Source organism: Mesorhizobium sp. M0894 (genome assembly GCF_040319725.1).
Classification (GTDB): Bacteria; Pseudomonadota; Alphaproteobacteria; order Rhizobiales; family Rhizobiaceae; genus Mesorhizobium.
In genome coordinates, this window is the sequence record NZ_JAMYOG010000007.1 from 97,500 (window position 1) to 117,149 (window position 19,650).

22 protein-coding genes and 1 pseudogene are annotated in these 19,650 nt (G+C 62.7%); 6 read left to right on the plus strand and 17 right to left on the minus strand.

All coding sequences use genetic code 11. The annotated features are described in order from the left end of the window. Positions 1–16: 16 nt before the first annotated feature. From NKH91_RS15755 to NKH91_RS15770, 4 genes are all read right to left on the minus strand, one after another. Positions 17–550, minus strand: coding sequence for a c-type cytochrome (locus NKH91_RS15755; protein ID WP_023716601.1), 534 nt, complete (start codon positions 548–550; stop codon positions 17–19). Further along, entirely contained in the window at positions 547–1,416 is an 870-nt protein-coding gene (locus NKH91_RS15760; protein WP_352482827.1) for a substrate-binding domain-containing protein, read from the minus strand. Before NKH91_RS15760 ends, NKH91_RS15755 begins: the two co-directional genes overlap by 4 nt. Continuing rightward, positions 1,397–3,190 (minus strand): methanol/ethanol family PQQ-dependent dehydrogenase, encoded by a 1,794-nt coding sequence (locus tag NKH91_RS15765; protein ID WP_502898998.1) that lies wholly within the window; start codon positions 3,188–3,190, stop codon positions 1,397–1,399. Before NKH91_RS15765 ends, NKH91_RS15760 begins: the two co-directional genes overlap by 20 nt. Before the next feature lie 71 nt (positions 3,191–3,261). Further along, complete coding sequence (locus tag NKH91_RS15770; RefSeq protein ID WP_502898995.1) at positions 3,262–3,927, minus strand: heme-binding protein; 666 nt, start codon at positions 3,925–3,927, stop codon at positions 3,262–3,264. A 323-nt stretch (positions 3,928–4,250) separates the two neighbouring features. Here NKH91_RS15770 and NKH91_RS15775 point away from each other — a divergent pair, with 323 nt between their 5' ends. The 4 genes from NKH91_RS15775 (at position 4,251) to NKH91_RS15790 (ending at position 6,571) form a co-directional block, all read left to right on the plus strand. Next, positions 4,251–5,081 carry an SIR2 family NAD-dependent protein deacylase gene (locus NKH91_RS15775; protein ID WP_023716605.1) on the plus strand — a complete coding sequence of 277 codons (831 nt, stop codon included), beginning with the start codon at positions 4,251–4,253 and terminating at the stop codon, positions 5,079–5,081. 84 nt (positions 5,082–5,165) lie between these two features. Further along, positions 5,166–5,351: a hypothetical protein gene (locus NKH91_RS15780; protein WP_352638933.1), complete on the plus strand. Its 186-nt coding sequence runs from the start codon at positions 5,166–5,168 to the stop codon at positions 5,349–5,351. 49 nt (positions 5,352–5,400) lie between these two features. After that, on the plus strand, positions 5,401–5,991 hold the full coding sequence (locus tag NKH91_RS15785; RefSeq protein ID WP_352884804.1) for a LysE family translocator: 591 nt from the start codon (positions 5,401–5,403) through the stop codon (positions 5,989–5,991). A gap of 85 nt (positions 5,992–6,076) precedes the next feature. After that, positions 6,077–6,571 (plus strand): hypothetical protein, encoded by a 495-nt coding sequence (locus tag NKH91_RS15790; RefSeq protein WP_352638935.1) that lies wholly within the window; start codon positions 6,077–6,079, stop codon positions 6,569–6,571. A gap of 43 nt (positions 6,572–6,614) precedes the next feature. Here the strand turns inward: NKH91_RS15790 and NKH91_RS15795 are convergent, their stop codons facing one another. The 3 genes from NKH91_RS15795 to NKH91_RS15805 form a co-directional block, all read right to left on the minus strand. Next, a complete protein-coding gene (locus NKH91_RS15795; RefSeq protein WP_352638936.1) occupies positions 6,615–6,914 on the minus strand; it encodes a DUF982 domain-containing protein in 300 nt (99 codons plus the stop codon). A gap of 33 nt (positions 6,915–6,947) precedes the next feature. Then, positions 6,948–7,295, minus strand: a complete 348-nt coding sequence (locus NKH91_RS15800; RefSeq protein ID WP_023716610.1) for a DUF982 domain-containing protein — start codon at positions 7,293–7,295, stop codon at positions 6,948–6,950. A 126-nt stretch (positions 7,296–7,421) separates the two neighbouring features. Further along, positions 7,422–7,625, minus strand: a complete 204-nt coding sequence (locus tag NKH91_RS15805) for a hypothetical protein (RefSeq protein WP_023716611.1) — start codon at positions 7,623–7,625, stop codon at positions 7,422–7,424. Positions 7,626–7,896: 271 nt separating this feature from the next. Here NKH91_RS15805 and NKH91_RS15810 point away from each other — a divergent pair, with 271 nt between their 5' ends. Further along, complete coding sequence (locus NKH91_RS15810; protein WP_036244131.1) at positions 7,897–8,481, plus strand: sigma-70 family RNA polymerase sigma factor; 585 nt, start codon at positions 7,897–7,899, stop codon at positions 8,479–8,481. A 379-nt stretch (positions 8,482–8,860) separates the two neighbouring features. Here NKH91_RS15810 and NKH91_RS15815 read toward each other — a convergent pair whose 3' ends face one another. The 10 genes and pseudogenes from NKH91_RS15815 to NKH91_RS15860 form a co-directional block, all read right to left on the minus strand. Further along, positions 8,861–9,079, minus strand: coding sequence for a hypothetical protein (locus tag NKH91_RS15815; RefSeq protein ID WP_023717099.1), 219 nt, complete (start codon positions 9,077–9,079; stop codon positions 8,861–8,863). A gap of 267 nt (positions 9,080–9,346) precedes the next feature. Further along, a pseudogene (locus tag NKH91_RS15820) lies at positions 9,347–10,003 on the minus strand (class I SAM-dependent methyltransferase); the annotation flags it as partial. Between the two features lie 59 nt (positions 10,004–10,062). Further along, a complete protein-coding gene (locus NKH91_RS15825; RefSeq protein WP_352884746.1) occupies positions 10,063–11,052 on the minus strand; it encodes a GNAT family N-acetyltransferase in 990 nt (329 codons plus the stop codon). A 7-nt stretch (positions 11,053–11,059) separates the two neighbouring features. Continuing rightward, positions 11,060–12,124, minus strand: a complete 1,065-nt coding sequence (locus tag NKH91_RS15830; RefSeq protein ID WP_352638939.1) for a glycosyltransferase family 4 protein — start codon at positions 12,122–12,124, stop codon at positions 11,060–11,062. A 20-nt stretch (positions 12,125–12,144) separates the two neighbouring features. Beyond that, positions 12,145–13,077 carry a glycoside hydrolase 5 family protein gene (locus NKH91_RS15835; protein WP_352850532.1) on the minus strand — a complete coding sequence of 311 codons (933 nt, stop codon included), beginning with the start codon at positions 13,075–13,077 and terminating at the stop codon, positions 12,145–12,147. Beyond that, positions 13,070–13,831 (minus strand): TIGR04290 family methyltransferase, encoded by a 762-nt coding sequence (locus tag NKH91_RS15840; RefSeq protein WP_352884744.1) that lies wholly within the window; start codon positions 13,829–13,831, stop codon positions 13,070–13,072. The genes NKH91_RS15835 and NKH91_RS15840 overlap by 8 nt, the downstream gene beginning before the upstream one ends. A 2-nt stretch (positions 13,832–13,833) precedes the next feature. After that, the gene (locus tag NKH91_RS15845) at positions 13,834–14,634 is read right to left on the minus strand and encodes a nucleotidyltransferase family protein (RefSeq protein ID WP_352884743.1); all 801 of its coding nucleotides are present in this window, start codon (positions 14,632–14,634) and stop codon (positions 13,834–13,836) included. Further along, entirely contained in the window at positions 14,634–15,737 is a 1,104-nt protein-coding gene (locus tag NKH91_RS15850; RefSeq protein WP_352845800.1) for a CgeB family protein, read from the minus strand. The genes NKH91_RS15845 and NKH91_RS15850 overlap by 1 nt, the downstream gene beginning before the upstream one ends. Positions 15,738–15,751: 14 nt before the next feature. Then, positions 15,752–16,348 carry a histidine phosphatase family protein gene (locus NKH91_RS15855; protein ID WP_023716620.1) on the minus strand — a complete coding sequence of 199 codons (597 nt, stop codon included), beginning with the start codon at positions 16,346–16,348 and terminating at the stop codon, positions 15,752–15,754. After that, on the minus strand, positions 16,345–17,448 hold the full coding sequence (locus tag NKH91_RS15860; RefSeq protein ID WP_352482811.1) for an inositol-3-phosphate synthase: 1,104 nt from the start codon (positions 17,446–17,448) through the stop codon (positions 16,345–16,347). Before NKH91_RS15860 ends, NKH91_RS15855 begins: the two co-directional genes overlap by 4 nt. Positions 17,449–17,607: 159 nt before the next feature. Between NKH91_RS15860 and NKH91_RS15865 the strand changes: the two genes are divergently transcribed. Next, complete coding sequence (locus NKH91_RS15865; protein WP_352884742.1) at positions 17,608–19,440, plus strand: hypothetical protein; 1,833 nt, start codon at positions 17,608–17,610, stop codon at positions 19,438–19,440. Positions 19,441–19,650: the final 210 nt, after the last annotated feature.

Consider the following 19,650-nt stretch of genomic DNA (forward strand, 5'->3'; position numbering starts at 1 on the left):
CTGCAAAGAAGGCGGTTCACGGCGACTTCCCCAGCGTCGCGGCGTCCGGCAGGCGATTTTCGGATGGATGGGGCATCATGTCGTCGTCGCGGCTCGGCGCAGCGGACTTTGGCGCGTTGCCGCTCAGCGCGCGGACGAAGGCGGCAAGCTCCCAGATCTGGTCGTCAGGGATCTTGTCGCGGAAGCTCGGCATGCCGTTCGGCCGGCCGTCCCTGATCGTGGCGTGGATGCTTTCGATCGAGCTGCCATAGAGCCACTTCTGGTCCATGAGGGCCGGGCCCATGCCGCCGCCGCCATTGGCATGGCAGCCGGAACAGTTGAACCAGTTGAACAGACGCTTGCCCTCGCTGAGGTGGAAGGCGTTGGCCTCGAACACGCCGGCCTTGTTGTCGGACGAGGCCGGCCGTTGGCCGCCCGGCTCGAGGGCCGTCACGGCCGCCGGTTGGTCGCCCGAGCCGAGCACCGACTGTGGACGCGTGTCGCGTTCCTCGCGCTGGCAAGCGGCAAGGACGAGCATCGCCGACAGCAAGCATGGAAGGCCGCGGTTCATCGCACTGCCGCCCCGGCGCCGTCGAGGCGAGGCACGCCATATTCCGCCAGGATCGTATCGATCTCGGCGCGGTGTTTGGCAATAGCTGCGTCTACCTCACCGCGCAGTGCATCGTCGTCGCGGCGCACGGCCATCGAGATGTCGTAGATCATCGGCAGCAGCGGACCGTCGATACGCGGCGCAACCGGCGTAATTCGTAACGGAGCTTTTTGCCTGGCGGCGAAGTAGCCGGCCAACGGTCCCCAGACGACGGCAACATCGATGTCGCCATTCGCCACCGCCTCGATGATGCGCGCTGGCGGGTTCGGCGCGGAATAGTCGCCATAGACCGGGAAGCCGATGAGATGGCCGACGATGCCGCGGCGCCCGAGCGCCTGGACGGGTGGCGAGTTGGCGCCGTCGTCGCCGATCAGCTGGACGCCGATGTGCAGATCGCGCAGGCGAGGATCGTTGAAGGACGTGATTTCCGGCGCATCCTTTCGTGTCACGAAGACGTAGGAAGACCGGTAGTAGGGCGCGGTGGTGCGCAGCATTTCGAGATTGGCGGGTGTGCCGGGCACCAGATCGCACAGGCCGGCTTTCAGCGTGTTGCGCACAAAGCCGCGCCGCTGTGCCCACCATGTGTAGGAAACAGTCGCACCAAGCTCCTCGGCGACGAGTTCGGCAATCTTGTTTTCAAAGCCCTCCCTGGCGGCATTGGAGAACGGCATGTTGTTGGGATCGGCGCAGATTCTCAATTCGCGCGCATCGGCAAGGGGGGCAACAAGCGAGAGCGCCAGTGCACCGACCGCGGCGGCAAGCCGCCGCGGTCGCGTTCTCCGTGGCCGCGCAACTCGGCCGATCGTCTCAAGGCAGCCGGAACACATACAGCGTACCTCCCGGCGTGGTTACATCCTTCAGATCCTTCATGACGTTGACGAAGCCCAGCGCGGCGGTGGCGTCGCGCGGGTCGAGATCGCCGGATACGATCGCCCCAGCCCAGCCACCAACGCCCGAAAGGACCGCGACATATTGGTGCCCGTCTGGGCCGCGATAGGTGATCGGCTGGCCGATGATGCCGGACGACGTCTTGAACTGCCAAAGCAGCGCGCCGGTCCTGGCGCTGACCGCCTTGAACCAGCCTTCCATCGTGCCATAGAACACGACATTGCCGGCGGTGGCGACGGCGCCGCTCCACACCGGAAAGTTCTCCTTCAGGCTCCACGCCGGCTTGGCGGCGGCGACATCCCAGGCGGTGAAAGCGCCGCGATTGCCGCCCGGCCCCGGAATCATGCGCACGTTCATGCCGACATAGGGCGTCCCGGCGATGTAATTCACCTCGACGCCTTCTTCGTCCATGCACATGTTATTGTGCGGAATGTAGAGCAGGCCGGTCTTTGGCGAGAACGCCGAAGGCTGCCAGTCCTTTAGCCCGGATGCGGTGGGGCAGATGTCGCGCACGACCTTACCGGTGCCGGTTTTTTTGTCGGGATTTACAATCAGCCGGCCGGTCTTGAGGTCGACGCCCTTGCTGGAATTGACAGGCCCGAACGGCACCGCCGACAATACCTCCCCCGTCGTGCGGTCCAGCAAATAGACATAGCCGTTGCGTTCCGGTCGGACCAGGACCTTGCGGAGCTTGCCCTGCCAAGTCATGTCGAGCAGCACCTGCTCGTTGATGCCGTCGTAATCATGGAGGTCGTGCGGGGTCCATTGATAGAACCATTTGGCTGCGCCGGTGTCGGGATCGCGGGCAAAGATGCCGGCGGTCCATTTGTTGTCGCCGGGCCTCAGATCCGGATTCCACGGGCCGGGATTTCCGGTGCCGTGGAAGATAAGGTTCAGATCCGGATCATAGGAGATCCAGCCCCACACATTGCCGCCGCCGATCTTCCACGCATCGGGCGGCCATGACGTCACGCCGAGATCCTTGCCCTTGTCCATGTCGTAATGCGGCTTGAAATCGGGGCCGATCAGCACCTCGGCGTCCGGGCCGGTGTTGTAGGCCGTCCAGACGACGTGCCCGTCGCCGGCGTCGAGCGCCTTGATCCAGCCGCGCACGCCCATTTCGCCGCCGGAATTGCCGACCAGCACCTTGCCCTTGACCACCAGCGGCGCCATGGTGATGGTCTCGCCGATATTGATGTTGCCGATATGGGTGTTCCAGACCGGTTTGCCGGTGGCTGCATCAACGGCGATGGTATGGCCGTCGAGCGTGTTGAAATAGATGCGCCCGTCGAAGAAGACCGCACCGCGGTTGACCACGTCGCAACAGGCAACGCCCTGCGCCGCAGGCTCGGGATTGGGCTCGAATTTCCACTTCATCGGCGCGCCGGGCTTGGTAAGGTCAAGCGCGTAGAGGATGTTGGGAAACGGCGTCACGATGTACATCGTGTTGCCGACGACCAGGGGCGCAGCCTCCTGGCCCTTGTTGACGCCAGTGGAGAATGTGAAGGCCACCTGCAGGTGCTTGACGTTGTCCTCGGTGATTTCCGCAAGTTCGCTGTAGCGGGTCGAGGCGTAGTTCTTTGCCGGCATCGCCCACTGGCCGTCGTCGGGCGGAGCAGCCGCGGACGGCGGATTTATCGCAAAGCTTGACGTTGACTGAGCAACCGCCGTGGTAACTAGCGCGAAGCCTGCCAGCAGCGTCCATCCCAGCATCGCAGCCATTGGCCTTTCTCCCCTTTTGGCTGACACACTGGTTTTCGCTGCCACCTGTCGCACTTGCCTCATTAGCGTATCGACCCGCCGACACCGGCGCCAAGCTCTGCGGCTAGGTCCGCCTCGGTTCCGGCACACAATGGATGGCCCCAGCCGGAAGCGCTCTTGCCGCCGGGATCGAGGTCGAAAATGATAGCGTCCTTGCGGTTTGGGTTGACGCCGGCCGGTACCTTGTCCAGCCCGAGTGCGGCCCGCACCCGCCAGGCGACATTGTGGTCGGCACAAGAGGAATCGCCGCTTATCCCGAGGGCCCCGACGATCCCCTTGCCGTCGTAGAGAGCCAGGCCACCGCCAAACACGACGACACCGCCGATGGGCTTTCCCAGCAATGGATCGCTGGAGCTTCCATACGTAGAAGGATCGCCCGCATAGGCTGCCGCCTGATTGACCGGATTGGTGGCCAGGAGGCCGAATAGAGGACCGCCCGGCTGCACCGGCGCGTAGAGGTTCGCGGTGGACAAAGCCATCTGCGCGAGGCTGAGCCCGTTGGCCGTATTGGCTTTTTCGGCGGCGATCAGTCGGCTGCCGGGCCACTGGGCGTCGGCGGTAGGCCCGCTGAAGGCGACGGCGCAGACAGTTCCGTCGCGAGCCACGATTGCCGCCCATTCATTGGTATCGAAGCCGCCATTGCCGGGGCCGCCGCTGGCTTTGACGTTGGCCTTGAGGGCGGCCAGCAATTTGTCATGGTCGGCCGGGCAAGGTGCTTGAGCCCAAGCCTTTTGCTGGACGGCGCCGATTGTAAGCAGGAACAGACATAATGCTACTGAGACAATCCGATGGCGATCCATTAGCTGCGCCGTCTTTGTTGAACACTCCCAACGCGCGAGAGGCGCAGAAGTGCCAAATGGAATGAAATAAATGTCGGATTCCGTCGGCCAAACTCGGCGGCTGGCGCTCGGGATAGTTGATCATGGCGTTCTCATTCAACCGCAAATTGGAGTTATTCCCGCGGTGGTCCGGGCTCGGCCGGAACGGAGGGCGCTGTTCGCAGTTGTGTCGGATGCTGTCTGCAGTCGAGCAACTGGCTCAATCGGTGAAAGAGCGACGAGCGATCTTGTTCGTTGGAGCCGGAGTGTCGATGAGCGTCGGCTTGCCGTCCTGGCAAAAGCTCATCGAGCACATGCAAAACGAGCTCGGCCTCGACGAGGACATGATCGGCGCACCGGAGGCCAACTATCAGGCCCTTGCCGAATATTACCGGCTGAAGCAGGGGAGCCTCGGCCCTTTGCGCAGCTGGATGGATCGCGAATGGAGCGTATCGCGGGAAAAAGTGCGGGGCTCGGCGATCCACAAGCTTATCGTGTCGCTCGATTTTCCGATCATCTACACCACCAATTATGATCGCAACCTCGAGGTTGCCTTCGAGATCCATGGCCGGCCCTTTGTGAAAGTGGCCAATGCAAAGGACTTGCCCAAGACAACAGGCGAGGTCACCCAGATCATCAAATTCCACGGCGATTTCGACGACGACAAATCCCTAGTCCTGGCGGAGACCGACTATTTCGACCGGCTTTCGTTCGATTCGGCGCTCGACGTGAAGTTTCGCGCCGACGCGCTCGGGCGTACCATCCTGTTCATCGGCTACAGCATGTCCGATATGAACATCCGTCTGCTGCTGCACAGGCTTTGGCAGACCTGGCGCCGGTCCGGTTATGAGAAGAATCGGCCAAAATCCTTCATCTTCATGCCGCAGCCGAGCATCGTCCAGGAGGCCGTCCTCGGACGCTGGGGCATCGATATGCTGACCGAGGATGCCGACGATCCAGAGGACGCGCTGCTCGCATTCCTGAACGAACTCAAGGACAAGGTCGGCCGGCCCGACGGCGCCTGAAAAGCCTGCGCCGTGACGAAGCTGTGGGGAACCGGCCGGCCCGATGTGAGTTGGGGAGGCTAAGTCTCACGGGATCAAGCCTGTATGAACGAACGCAAACACAAGCGAAGAGTGCATATCAAACATGGCCTGTCGGCCGAGCAGGTCTATGAGATCAATTTCTTTGCCCGCAAATGCGGCCTGACCAGGGATGAAGCGCTCAAGATGATGCGAGATGCCGGTCGGTTGAAGGATAGCGCGAAGGCATTTTACCAAACCTGGGCGAAGTAGCGGCATGGATCCCGCCTCTTGGGCGGCCTTTCTCGGGACGGTCATCTTGATGCAGATGCCGCCGGGGCCTGACAGTCTGCTGGTGATGGCGCGTGGCATCGGGCAGGGCCGGGAGGTTGCCCTGTTCACCGTTCTTGGCATGACCCTCGGCGCCGGCATGGTCCAGTTGCCGCTCCTTGCCCTCGGCATATCGTCGCTGCTCCAGGCGTCGCCCCTTGCCTTTGCCATGCTTCGCTGGATGGGCGCGGCCTATCTCGTTTGGCTTGGATCACGTTTGGTATTGTTGCCGTCGGACGGCGTCGAAGTCGAGAAGTCTGCGGCCGTCGGGCCGCTCGCGGCTGCGCGCGAAGGGATGATCGCCAATCTGGTAAATCCCTGGCCGATAACCTTTATGGTGGCTTTCCTTCCACAGTTCGTCGATCCGGCTCGCGGATCGGTTACACTGCAATTGCTGCTGCTCGGCGGCACCCAGAAGATGACCGGTGTGCTGGTGCTGGGCACATATGCGCTCGCATCCGGCACGCTCGGGGCCTGGATCATGAGGCGACCGAAGGTAAGGCTCTGGCAGCAGCGCGTGGCAGGCTGCTTCGTCGTCGGTCTCGGTATCCGCATGGCACTCGGTGGTGGCGCACACCGCTGAGGATCGAGCGATGCACCGGCGGTGCGTCATGGAACATCCGCCGACAATTTTCGTTGACATGCTCCACAAGGCGAAGAGGTCGAGCATGTCGAAGGTCCAAGCCGCCACCCCGGAGCGTTTGCAGCAGCTCAGGCTCGAGGCGACGGCGCACTTTGCGCCGCTCATATTGCGCGAGGCACTGGTGCGTCTCTGCCGGGCGTGTGGAAGCGAGAGCCTCGAACGGTTCGAAAAGACCATGGTCGACCAAATCGAGGCATCGCGTGACGAAAAGGCCGATTTCGACACAATGAAGGAATTTGCCATCGAACAGCTCTATGGCTGGATTCGAGAAGTCAGGTCTTCACCGGACATGACACAGCCGCTGGAGAATGTAGACACCCGAAGGACCCCTGGCCGCTCGGAAGAGCCGCAGACGCTGGAAGACCAGTTGCAGGCTGGTCTGGAGGATTCTTTCCCGGCGAGCGACCCGCCGTCGGTCGTCTCCACCGCGATCCCCGGCGGATCGAAGAAGCTCGTTGGAACCGACGAGGTCCTCAGGCAGCAGCGCGAGAAAAAGGCCGAGAACGCCAGCCATTCGTGATAAGCTGGCGCTGGACGGAACTGCCGGGAGGCAGCCTGCCGGCTCACTCGATGTCGGACATGAAGGCTGTCGGGGCATGCGCATCATGCGACTCGCCCTCGACAAGAATGTTCGCCTCCCAAGCGGCGTCGACAAATGCTTGGCGGGCTTTGGCGGCCGTGATTTCACCGGTCCGGGCGCGATTCAATAAATCTGCCGCCATCAGCGACAGCGGCGCGTTGCGCGCCGGCCATTTCTCGCTTTTCAGGCAATATAATGCTTCGAAAACGGAACTGACCAATCGCGATCGCCCAGGCTTGCCGAAATAGATGCAAACAGGAGTATCGAACTCTATTCTCAGCACCGTATTCCTCCCGGTTCAAGCAAGCTGGCCGCTTCAAGTAAGCTGGGTTTCTCCAGGGTCTGGAGGGCCGTCCGATGGGCGTTTTAGCCAAACGTCGTGAGCCTTCGCAGGTGTTGTAATGCGTGCTGGTGTTTCGGTCGTCATATCGTGCGCCAGAATGCCCGCCTTGCGGGCGAATGCTTCGAACGCCGCGCGCACCGTCTGGGTATCGACCTCGTCAGCCAGCCCGGCGCGACAGGCGTCGAACGCCGCCTTGTGCGCCGGGCCGCGGCTCGGCCATTCGTTCAAGACGTCATAGGCCTGCCAGACATTTTCGACATGGCGAGGGAAACCAAGGCCGACGAGAATTGGAACGGGGCGGCCAAACGATTTTTTTGTCATCTGTGTCTCCGCGAAAGAGCCTGTCGCATCAACGCTCGGGACGGACAGAGGCCGATGCTCTTTAACGCGGGATTGCTGCACGGGTTGCAGCGGGTTTGTTCGATCGTGCGGCGGCCGGTCGTGCCATTATTTGTTGGTCCGCATCTTCTGCCGGGGATTGATACCGCCTTGGGGCGTGGTGTCGTTCTCGACATCACCTTCGAACGTGTTGTCGCCCTGATCGAGCCGGTCGCCCTCCTTGATCGTACCCTTGGAACTGCCGATGCCGGGATCGTTGGCGAGGTCGCTATCGGCCGGCGTTTTGCCTTTAACGTGCTTGTTTCCTGTCATGGATTCCTCCTGTTTTTGAGGTGGCGGGCTGTCCTTGAGGTGGCGGCCAAGGCTCGCGCCAGTAGCGGCGCCCCGGATTTTCGCACGACCTCGATTCGAACTCCGCGACACCGGTGGTTGTTCCGTCAAAAATATCGCCGTCGGCTGGATCGCCCAGCCAACCCCCTCCGGTTTCTGGAGCCAGGTGATTTTCGCCAACCGGAACGATCTTTCGCCCAATGCATTTAACTGGTCTGCGCTCACGAACTCATTCTGGACGGGAGCTGGACCATTGCCACCCACAGCCTACGCCTTCGCGACCCGCGAAACCGAAGAAGTTTCCATCGTCCACCTCATACCCGCTTTAAGGGCTTTCGCCCGCACCTTCTGCCGCACTCCCGATGATGCCGACGACCTGGTCCAGGAGACGCTGACCAAGGGACTGGCCAACATCGACAAGTTCGAAGCTGGAACGCGCATGAAGTCATGGCTGTTCACCATCATGCGCAACACCTACTACACGCGTGTCAGAGCCGCGGTGAGGGAAGCGCCAGGCCTGCTCGACTGCGCTTCGCTGCGGCCGATCTCGGAAGCGACGCAGGAATGGTCGGTACAGGGCAAGGAAGTCCACCAGGCCATCCAGAGCCTTCCCGAGCACCAGCGCGAGGTTCTGATGCTGATAGGCGTGCTGGGCGTCAGCTATGAGGAAACGGCCGAAATATGTGGTTGCGCAGTCGGAACGGTGAAAAGCCGGCTCAACAGGGCACGCGCCGGCGTGCTGGAATACCTTGGCGAAAGTTCCTCGCAAACGCTGATGGAAAGGCGCAGCTACCTGTCCGAAGGACAACTGGACTTCGAAGCCGAGAGGCGCCGCTAATATAGCTAATATACATGTGACGTTAGTTGCTGGTTTGGCGCAATCGTCTTTCCACAAGCGCGTGCTGCAATTCGATCGCAAGTTTGGTCAGCCGGTCAGGAACCCTTTCCTGTTCGATGGCCGCAAGCAAAGAAGCGATTTCCCGGTCTATCGTCAGATCGGCACGCGTGCTGACGGAATCTTCCCTTGAGCGAGACATCGCGTTCTCTTGGCAAATGTTGGTCCCTTCACCTCACTCTGGTGGCAACAGTGCGAGTTTGCAAGAATTTGCAGGCTATTCCATGCGACCGGCTTCGGTCCTTGCACAGCTTGGTCAGCAGTTGGGCTCTCGCTGCGTTTCAATTGCTCGCCGGCTGCAAGCCACATGCCGCCGCAACGATCAGTTTTCAGGCCGCCGATCCGCTGAATGATCCTGGTACTGCTCGGACTTGACCCGATTGCCGTCGAGCCCACGCTCCTTGGTGTGCTGCTTCTTGTCTCTGTTGGACAGAACGGCGTTCTCTCCGATCTTGTCCTTGGGAAGATCGGTCATCGCGCCAGCGCCAGCGCCTTTGCCGTGACTGCCGCGGCCGATGTGCTTCTTGCTGCCGGACGCCATCTTGTCCTCCTTCATACTGTCGAGCGGCTTTTCCCGTTCGGCATCCGAACCAGCGTTGGGCCGCAATGTTCCGCCGGAAATCGTAAGCAGGAAGGCATCGCCGTCCCAGTGCCGGAACGGCTTTTCCCCGTCGACGAGGACTTGCATGCCATTTGCATTGGCGAAGTTACGAACGTCGGCGCGATCCAGCGCCGGCTGTCCGCGATAGGAATAATTCAAAAGCACAGCGATGCCCGGCCTCTTCAGCACGCGGGCGATTTCCATGAAGTGCCGTTCCGCGAGGCCGGCCAGCACCAGATAGGGAAAGCTGTCGACGGCCAGCACGCGATCGAGGCTGGCATCGCGAAAATCGGCAAGATCGAAACCGCGGGTAGGGCGGAATTCTACATTGCCGAGCCCGGCGCATCGCCGCCGGGCGATCGAGATCATCGCCACGGATATGTCGATGCCGACGATCCGGTGCGATAGAGCGGAGAGCGCCTGTTCGAACCGACCGATGCCACAGCCGATGTCCAGTATGTCGCGGTCAGTGCCGGTAAAGCCTCGCCTCTCCAGCCATGCGACGATCTCAGCCGTCGCGGCCGAGAGCTTTTCCTCATTGCCCAGCGACGACAGCTGGACGCTCGCCTCCGGGGAGATCGCCGCCGCCGCGTCAAATCCTGCCGCCAGCCGCTTGACCACCGCATCGTCGGTCTCGTCCTCCCCGCGTTCGTGCCGAACCGCAGCACCTGTTTTGCGCAGCGTGGCGAAGATCTCGGGCCTGCGCTGAAGCAGGCCGGCAATCCGCTGTAGTTTCGCCGTCTTTCGCGGGTCGGCCGAGTGCATATTTTGCGCAATCGTCGCCAGTTCTACGGCGTCGATTCCTGTCTCGAAACGGAGAGCCAGCCTGGCGATGACGGCTTCGACGCCGGCACCATCTGCCATGCACTCCTCCAGCACCTGTGTTGCTGATGTCGCCCGCCGAGATCTCGATCGGGTCGCGTTCACCGCCCTTTGCTCCGCGTCCAGATCTTGCGCAGCGTCCACCGGTCGACGGCGCCCCAGCTGTATTTGTAGGCCTCTTGCCCGCGCAGAAAATCGAAGTCTTCCGCGCCTTCGCAGATCGCCTGGCTTATCGCCTGGCCGATGAGCAGCGCGCCGGGACTTTCCTCCGCATAGGCCGGATCGAAGCCACCGAGGTAAGCGTAAGCGCGGCCTCGATGATGAAACCCGTAATAAGCGCCCACGATCGCGCCACCGATGGCGACAAGCCAGCATCGGGCAAGTGCCTGAGCAACCAGCTGCGGCAGCGCCTGACGATGGAATTCTTCCACCCGGCTGTCGGACAGGACGCCGTCGCCGTGTCCGGCCCAGCGCGCGGTGTGAAGGCGGATCAAATGATCGAGGAATGTCTGCGGATCGGACAAAACGGGCTCGATGGAGACCCGGCCACGTCTCGAAGCGGCTCTATGGGCGCGGCGCAATTGGCGCCGTCGCCGCGCCGGAACACAGCTTAGAAGCGTCTCATCGCCCGTGAGGGAAAGCACCGGGCAAGCAGCGTGGCCGACAGCCTGGCACGTTTCGAGCGCGGCATGCCTGATGGCGAGGCCGGCACCGCCGGCCGGCAGATCCGGCAAGATCCACTGTGACCAGCCGATGGAAAGAACCGAGCCGGCGATGACGGCGCCGACCGGTTCGGCGATCTCGGGAAGACAAAGAACGTCCAGATAGTCGCTCAACGAAATCCCGAGCGGAAGCAACCGCGCGCCGGCTTCCTGGCATTCCAGATAGAGTGGCGCCAGGCCGACCAGATCGTCGCCTCGCCAGACGGCGACCGTCGCAAGCTCGCCGGGAGCGAATGTCCGCCACCACGGCACCAGCCATGCGGGAGACTGGAACGGCGTCGCCGAGGGACTGCGCGACCAGAGTTCCCACCAGGGTGGCCTGAGGGCTTCGAGGCCCGCCGCATCGTCGATGATCTCGCTGCGGAGCATGTCCCGCTCACTTCGCCGCCGCGAGCTGTCCGCTGTCTGTGCCGAGCCGTGCCAGCGCCCGATAGGCGTCCATGTAGGAGGAGACCATGCGGTCGAGTGAAAAGCGGCGCCGCGCCTCGGCCCGGCATTTCTCAGGGTCCAGGCCGAGTGCGGCAACGATGGCTTCCGCCATTTCGTCGACATCTCTGACGAGATACCCCGTCTTGCCATGCTCGACCACATCCGGCAGTGCGCCATTCGGGAAGGCCACCACGGGGGTGCCGCAGGCGAGTGCCTCCATGGCGACGAGAGAACTGGTTTCCGCGGCAAGGCTCGGGACGACCAGGCAGCGGGCTGTGTTGAGCAGGCGCCGCTTGGCGACAAAGCCGAGCGGACCGAGGAAGCGGCGCCGACTGTCCAGCCGCGGCTCGACCTCGTCGCGAAAATACGCTGTGTGGGTTTCGTAGGGATAGACCTTGCCGCCGATGACCAGCGGTACGTTGGCCTTCTTGGCTGCGTCCAGCGCCAGATGAATGCCCTTTTCCGGGCAGACGCGGCTGAGCACCAGCCCAAAGTCGCGTTTGGCCCGCCGTTCGCTCAACGCGTCGATGTCCACTCCATTCGGGATCGGCTCGATCAGCCTGGCGCCCGGTGGCGCGGTTCGTTGCTGAGCCGCCGATACCGCATGCAGCCACAGATCCCCCCGCGCCGGGCTGAGAGCGTCGGCCGGATACCAGTCGAGCGGCAAATGCAAGGTCACCAATGTCGGCCCATCGCCCGGCAGATAGGCGTCGAAATCGATGCCGTGCAAATGAACCACGTCGATTGGCCAACGGGCGAGCGCGGTAGCAATTGCGGCGCGATGAGCACGCTGGGCCCGGCGCTTCGCCGCTTCATCGAGCACAGCCGGTTCGGCCGGCGTCTCGATGAGAGTGCCGGCAGCGCTCGAGCCCTGGCAGCCAATCACGATCGAACGGTGTCCGGCCTGTACGAGCGCCTGATCGAGCATCGACAGCACCTGCTCGGCGCCGCCGACCGCATCCGGCCCGACCGGGGCGAGGGGATAGGCGACGTTGAGGACGGTGAGCGTCATGGCTGGCGAGCCGAAGCTCCTCACGCTGCGGAGGCGCGCTGCCTGCCGGCGGAAGGGGCAGCGATGCTGCCGGCATAGCGGCGCGTCATTGCCGCGCAGAACTCGGCGAATTCCGCCGGCACCAGCGGCGGGCTGGCGTGGTGCGGCATCATTCCGCGGTGTTCCGGCGTGAAGCAGAAGGTGACCGTCACGTCGAAGTCGGCCAACGCCTCCATTTGCCGGTCGAACCAGTCAAGTGCGTTCGGCCTGAAACTGTCGGCCCAGGAAAGCCCGGTCCGCAGATTGGTGACGCCGAGCCGTTTCATCCAGGCGACGGCGTCGTCAAGCCGGTGATCTTCGAAATGGAACCACTGCACCAGCCCCATTGCCGGCGCGTGGTGCAGGAACTCCTCGAGCGCGGGCTTTGGCGTGCCGTCCTGGCGCAGCAGGCCCATGTAGAAATGGCGGTAATAGGAAGAGCCTTCCGCCTCACGATGGCGCGTCGTCGCTTCCCATTCGCGCGGCAGGTCGTAGAGGCTATACCATTGGATGCGCGGTGCATTGCCGATCAGCAGTTCCGCGGTCCGGCGCAGGCCCCAGGCCTGTACCTCCTCGGCACCGAAGGTCGACACGCCGACCTCGCTCACCCATACCGGAAGATCGGTGACAGCGGAAATCTCGCCGATCTTCTGCGGCCATTCGTGGATCTGCCAGAGGTTCCAGTCGAGCGGAAAGCCGTGCACGGCGACCGCGTCGACATGATCGAGCACGCCGAATTCCTTCATCCGTGTCATGAAGGCGGCGTCGATCGGCGAGATGCCGCCAAGGACCTTGGTCAAGGCCGGATTCTCCGACGCGATCGCGTCGGCGGCCAGGATTGTCATGTTGGCGAAGCGGCTCCAGTCAGGGTCGAGCTCGGGATCCCAGTGGGATTTGTTGTTGGGCTCGTTCCAGATCATCGCGGCTTCAATCATTTATCTGTCCTTTCGACGGGTAAATGGCGCCACCGCCGGCCGGTACGTCGGCGGTGCGGCAGAAATAGACCTCCTGCTCGGGTTGCAGCACGATCTCGAAGCCGGCGCTGCGCAGCATGGCTTCGGTGCAGGCGCGATTGGGAATCCACCAGTTGGTCGGGTCGTCGGCATAACGATGCTCGATGAAATGCAGCTTTGGGAACTCCGGCCGGTCGAACAGGTCGTGCGTCCAGAAATGATAATTCTGCTCGAGTGCCGGCACGTCGGTGCTGCCGCGCTGCATCGACTGGAAGATCATCAGGTCGTTGGTAACGTGCTCGCGGATCAGATCGAGAGCGAGCAAGGGATGGCGCAAATGGTAGAGCACCCCCATGAACAGCACGATGTCGAACCGCTCGCGCAATGCGCCAACGTCGTAGACCGAGAGCTGCCGGAATTCGATGTCGCAGTCCGCAACCTCGGCGGCAAAGCGCGCCTGCGCAAGGTATGCCTCGTCGAAGTCTATGCCAAGCACGCGACCGGCGCCGCGGCGTTTCATCTCGATCGAGTAGAAACCTGCATTGCAGCCTATGTCGAGCACCGCCTTGCCGGAAAGATCGGCGGGAATGGCGTCGGCGAATTTGCGCCATTTAATCAGCGGGTAATTGCCGAGGAAATGATCGGGAGCCGTTTCCACGCCGGCCAGCTCCATATTGTGGAACCATGGGCCGAGCGCGTCGATACGGCGGCGGATCTCGGCATCGGAATGCAGCATGGCTAGCCTCCTTCGCCTGCGAGGATAGGGACGTGCTGGTGGCTGGGCAGCGTCATGGCGGCTTGATCGCCCTTGGTTCCGGCGCTGCTTTCAAGCAGGCGAAGTGCGGTGCGGTAGCCGTTGAAGGTACCGACATCGACATAGGCGGTGCCAGCCTTGATGCCATGCGCTTCACCCCCGGCGGCGAGATAGGCATTGACCAGCGTGCCGATATATTCGTCGCACCGGTCCCGCTCCCGCCACAGCGCGGCGAGCTGGTGAAGGGTGTGGCCGGGCATCTTGAACGCACCCCAAATCCAGTTCGATTGGGCATTCTGCTGCTTGACCTGGATTTGCTTCACCCGGTCATCCTGGTCGACAACGACGGCATCGAAGAATTCAGGCTGGTCCACCGGAAACAGCAGGAAGGACAGGCCGTCGTCCGGGAGGGCCAGGAAGCCGTCTTCGGGAAACCAGATCGTATCGGGCAACCCGACCAGAACGGTCTCATCGGCCGCGACGAGCGGTGCGGCGCGGAAGATGGCGTCGCAAAGGCCGACCGGAGAGGGCTGCACCACAAACATCGCGGCCGCATCGGCATAGCCGGCAGAATAATATTCGAGGATATCCGACTTACCCGAGCCGATGACGAAGCAGATCTTGTCAGCCCCCGCGCGCACCATGCGGCGCACCAGGTATTCGCTGACCGCGCAAGGCCGCTCGGTGTTGCCGTCTATGCGGCTGCCGACCGGCAGAAGCTCCTTCGAAAAGCCGAGCGGCTGGATGCGGCTTCCCCGTCCGGCTGCGGGCACGATGCCCAACATCAAACTGCCTCCTTCAACGGCTCGCCATGCGTGGAGCCGTGCAGTGCATCGGACAGGATGCGGTCGAATTCCTTCGCCCGCCGCGCCGAGGTGTGTTCGTCCAGTACCCGCTCCCGCGCTCGGCGGCGGATCGCGTCAAGCTCGGCGTCGGGCAGGTCGAGCGCGGCGACCACGTCGTCGGTGCTGTTGGCCACGACGATCTCTTCGCCGGGCCGGAAGAAGGCCTCCAGTCCCGGCCACGTGTCGCTCACCATCGCAGCACCGCAAGCGGCGGCTTCGAATAGCCGGCCGGAAGGACACCAGCCCCTTTCGGCCATCGCCTCGCGGGTCACGTTCAGGGTCAGCCGTGATGATGAAAAGAAGGCGGGGTGTTCGGCGGGCGGCAGGTGACGGACGAAGAAAATATTGTCGCTCCACGGGAATTCTTGCGGATATTGTGCGCCGCCAATGATGAAACGGCGATCCGGCAGGCGCGCAGCCGGACTGACCAGCAGCCTTTCGACCCCGGCCTGGCGGTCTGCCGCATACGTCCCGAGATAGGAAAGGTCGCCGGCAAACTCCGGCTTGGGCGGGGCCGGCCGGTGTCGCTCTGGATCGACATGGCCGTAGAGTGGCATGACGCGGCGCGCGCCCAGCATCGTCTTCAGCGCATCGATCGCGGTTCCTCCCGTGTAGCTCAGCACGAGGTCGAAATCGCGAAGCCCTTCCGGCCCGAAATAGGCCGGAGGCTCACCTTGTTCGATTCGCGCCAGCGTCACCGGCGTGTCCAGGTCGTAGAAGACCTTCAGCCCGCGACAGGCCTGGTGGGCAAGGCGCGATGCGCTCACCGCATCGGCGCAATAGGAGGTGACGATGACGACATCGGCCTCATTCATCGCCTGCTCGGCAACGCTCTGGATGTCCTGCCAGTCCGGATAAAGGACAATGCTGCCGCCATCCAGCTGGTCGAGGTCGCGCGTCCCGGCATAATAGGGAGTGTTGCGTTCGAAGAAGGTGATGGACCAGCCCAGCCCGGCCATCGCCCGGATCAATCCGCGCCACAGCGTGGCGTGCCCGTTGCCCCAAGACGATGTCACGGTAAGACCGAAAATGACCATGCGCATCCGGCAATTCCTCGTCAGGCAGCTTCGTTGAGTCTGATCAGCTTCGACCCCCAGTCTCCCCAAACAACCGTGGTGATCGATGCTGGGTCGATATCGAAGCGAAAGCAGTTCCCCAGCGACAGGCCGAGCACTTTGCACACGGCGGCCTTGATGACGTCGGCATGGCTGACCAGTGCAACGCACTGGTTCTGGTATGTTCCGCGGACCTGCTCGATCAGCGAGACGACGCGTTGCTGCACGTCCAGCATGGTCTCGCCGCTCGGTGTTCTCGCCTGCTGGCGCTGGTCGTTCCACACCCGCCAGTCGGCATCCTGGTTCAGTTCCTCGAAGGTCTTTCCCGACCAGGTGCCGAAGTCGATCTCATCGAGTTCCTCGCGGATCACGATTTCACCGGCATTGCAGGCGAGCGCAATCGGATTGGCCGTCTCCTGCGTGCGTTCGCGCGGGCTACAAAAGATTGCCGCTATCGCCTCGCGTGCCATACGGTCAGCCAGATGCGAGGCCTGTGCCCTGCCGGCTTCGCCGAGGCAAACGCCCGCCATCCGTCCGGCAAGATAACAGCCGACATTGTCATGCGCGGCGTGGCGGACCAGAAAGAACGTCGTCGTCATTCCGCGGCATCGAGCATCGGCTCGTCCTTACCGGCGATGAAAGAGAGCGTGCGCTGGCGGGCTTCCGCGTCGGTGAACTGCTCGGGCGGCGATTTCATGAAATAGCTGCAGGGACCGGTCAGCGCGCCTGCGATGCCGCGGTCGAGCGCCAGCTTGGCGCAACGCACCGCATCGATCACGACCCCGGCCGAGTTGGGCGAATCCCACACTTCCAGCTTGAGCTCGGCATTCAGCGGCACACCGCCGAAGGTCGTGCCTTCGACCCGGATATAGGCCCACTTGCGATCGGTCAGCCACGGCACATGGTCGCTCGGCCCGACATGAATGTTGCCGGGCGCCAAGGGAACGTCAATCTGGCTGGTGACGGATTGCGTCTTTGAGATCTTCTTCGATTCCAGCCGCTCGCGCTCCAGCATGTTGAGGAAGTCGGTGTTGCCGCCGAAATTGAGCTGGTAGGTGCGATCGATACGCACGCCGCGCTCGCGGAACAGGTTGGCAAGCAGACGATGTACGATCGTCGCGCCGACCTGGCTCTTGATGTCGTCGCCGATCAGCGGCAGGCCGTGTTGCTCGAAGCGGCGGCGCCACTCCGGCCGCGAGGCGATGAAGACTGGTATGCAGTTGACGAAGGCGCAGCCCGCATCAAGCGCGCACTCGGCATAAAAGCGCGTTGCCTCCTCCGAGCCGACTGGCAGATAGGACACCAGGATTTCGGCGCCGCTGTCGGCGAGGATCTTGCCGACATTGGCGACCGGCTCGTCGGCCTCCTCGATCTCGTCGCGCAGATATTTGCCGATGCCGTCCAGCGTCGGTCCGCGTTCGACGCGAGCGCCGGTAGGCGCCACATTGGCAAAGCGGAAAGTATTGTTCGGCGCGCTGTAGATCGCGTCTGCCACATCGCGTCCGACCTTGCCCTTGGCGACGTCGAATGCGCAGACCACTTCAATGTCCTTGACATGGTAGCCGCCAAGATCGGCGTGCATCAGCCCGGGTATGGGCTCATTGCTCCTTGCGTCGCGGTAATAGGTGATGCCCTGAACAAGGGAGGAAGCGCAGTTGCCGACGCCGACTATACCGATTCGAACTTTCTTCGATCCCACGAAACCGCTGCCTATGCTGTTGAAGGTAAGTTCTTCGTGCCAAACCGCCTTCCTCCCGGATTGTTCCTTGCCGGCTGCAAAAATCGTGCAACCGATAGTGGATCAAAGTAGCGCCCGCCGAGTTGTGCAGCGAAGGGTGAGGCCAACCGGGACGGGACAATGATCGTCTATGGCGACCACAAGCGAATGCAGAGTGCGCAACATGTTCGCGGCTCAGCGTGCAAAGCGGCCGAGCACATTGCCGACATGCCAAGTGGGATCGAACGCCACGCAGCCCTGGTCGGCTTGTTCATCACGGCCTCGGAACTGGTCCAGGGCCTTGCCGATGCTGAATTCGAGGCCAACGGCGCGGACAGGAATTCCCGACAGCGGATCGCGGGCGCAAACCTGCTGGTTGGCTTGGCCCGGCACGTGGGTAGATCGTGGGAGGCCGGATTCACGATCGATGGCCCGGTCGATGCTGACGTGCCGCGAATGTTGGCCGAACTCGAATGCGATGGCGACATTCTGACCGGCACGGCTGAGGGCTACGCCCATTACGCGCTTTATCCGGAGAGCTATTTCGTCGCCGCGCGGCAGTCGGGTCTCGATGCGAACACATGCGTAATCGGCATCCGCAGCATCGGCCTGGGGCTTGCAGCGATGGTGGCTGCAGCCATCGGCGCACCAGCACCCGTCAGCGTCCGTCCGACCGGCCACCCGTTTCGCAGGCGGCTTGCCGCCGATCCGGAGCTGATCGGTGGCTGGATGACGAAGCCGTCGGCCCGCTTTGCCATCGTCGACGAAGGCCCGGGCCTGTCCGGCAGCTCGTTCCACGCCGTGGTCGCATGGCTGCAAGGGCTAGGCATCGATGCCGGGCGCATCCATCTGTTCCCAAGCCATTTGGGTGGCCCGGGTCCCGAGGCTTCGGCGGACAGTCGTGAGGCATGGAGGGTTTGCCAAAAACACACCGCGGATTTCGAACGGACTTTCCCCGCTGGATCCGCTGTCCCGACGTTGCGGAATTGGGTAGCCCGGACGATCGGCAGCACAGCGGTCAGCCTGACGGAAACATCCGGCGGAGAGTGGCGTCGCTTTCACTATTACTCGAAGGATCATTGGCCACCCGTTCACCGCGGCTTCGAACGGCGAAAGTTTCTCGCTTCTGCGGGCCGGGAAAAATGGTCGGTCAAGTTCGTTGGCCTCGGCGAAATCGGAATGCACAAGGCCGAGACCGCCAGGAGGCTGCACGATGCAGGCTTTGGTCCGGAAGTCGCCGGGCTGTGCCATGGCTTTCTCGTCGAACGCTGGATCGACGGTACAACTGTGGACCGGGCAAGGCATTCGAAAGAAAGAGTGGTCGCTCGTCTCGCGCGCTATCTGGCCTGGCGTGCAGCCAATCTGCCCGCCTCCGAGCCGGGCGCCTCGCTGGAGGTGCTTGCCGACATGGCCGTGCGGAATACAAATGAGGCGCTGGGCGAAAGCCGCGCGGCGGAGCTGCAGAACTGGTTTTCGACACAGGCTCCACCCAAGAATATGCACCGGGTCGAGATCGACGGGCGGCTTCATCCTTGGGAGTTCATCCTTTCGCGCGGCGGAACGCTGATCAAGACGGACGCCCTCGACCATTGCCGGTCGCACGATCTGGTCGGCTGTCAGGACATCGCCTGGGACATTGCCGGCGCCCGCGTCGAATACAGCCTCTCCGGCGCGGCGACTGCGGCGCTTTGCAAGGCTGTGGAAGTGAGAGCCTCCCGTCCCGTCGATGCCAATCTGGTCCACTACTACGGGCCCTGCTATCTCGCCTTCCAGCTTGGCTTGTGGAGCATGGCTGCACGATCTGGCGATGATCGGGAACAGATCCGGCTGGCGGCCGCGGCAAGACGTTATACGGCGATGTTGCTTCGGTTCCTGGATAACCAAGGGCACCTGCGGCCCTTCGAGCCGGATCAGTCCAGCCGGCGAAGCATATCCGCTTCCTTTTCGAGGATGGCCGCTACCTCTTCCCGCTGAAGATGCGTCAGCATCAGGCTCACGCAACATTCCAGATAGGTGATGGAGGCCCGCCGCAGGAAGGCAGCCGTCTCTCTTGCGGCCATTTGCTCGATGTCTTTGGCGGATCGCTTTGGATGCACAAATCGTCTCCATGCCGGTATCCTGGCCGAACCGGAAGCTGGACGGGTTGTTCCCGCGACGAGAAAAAGTGACCGACGATCGGCGCGA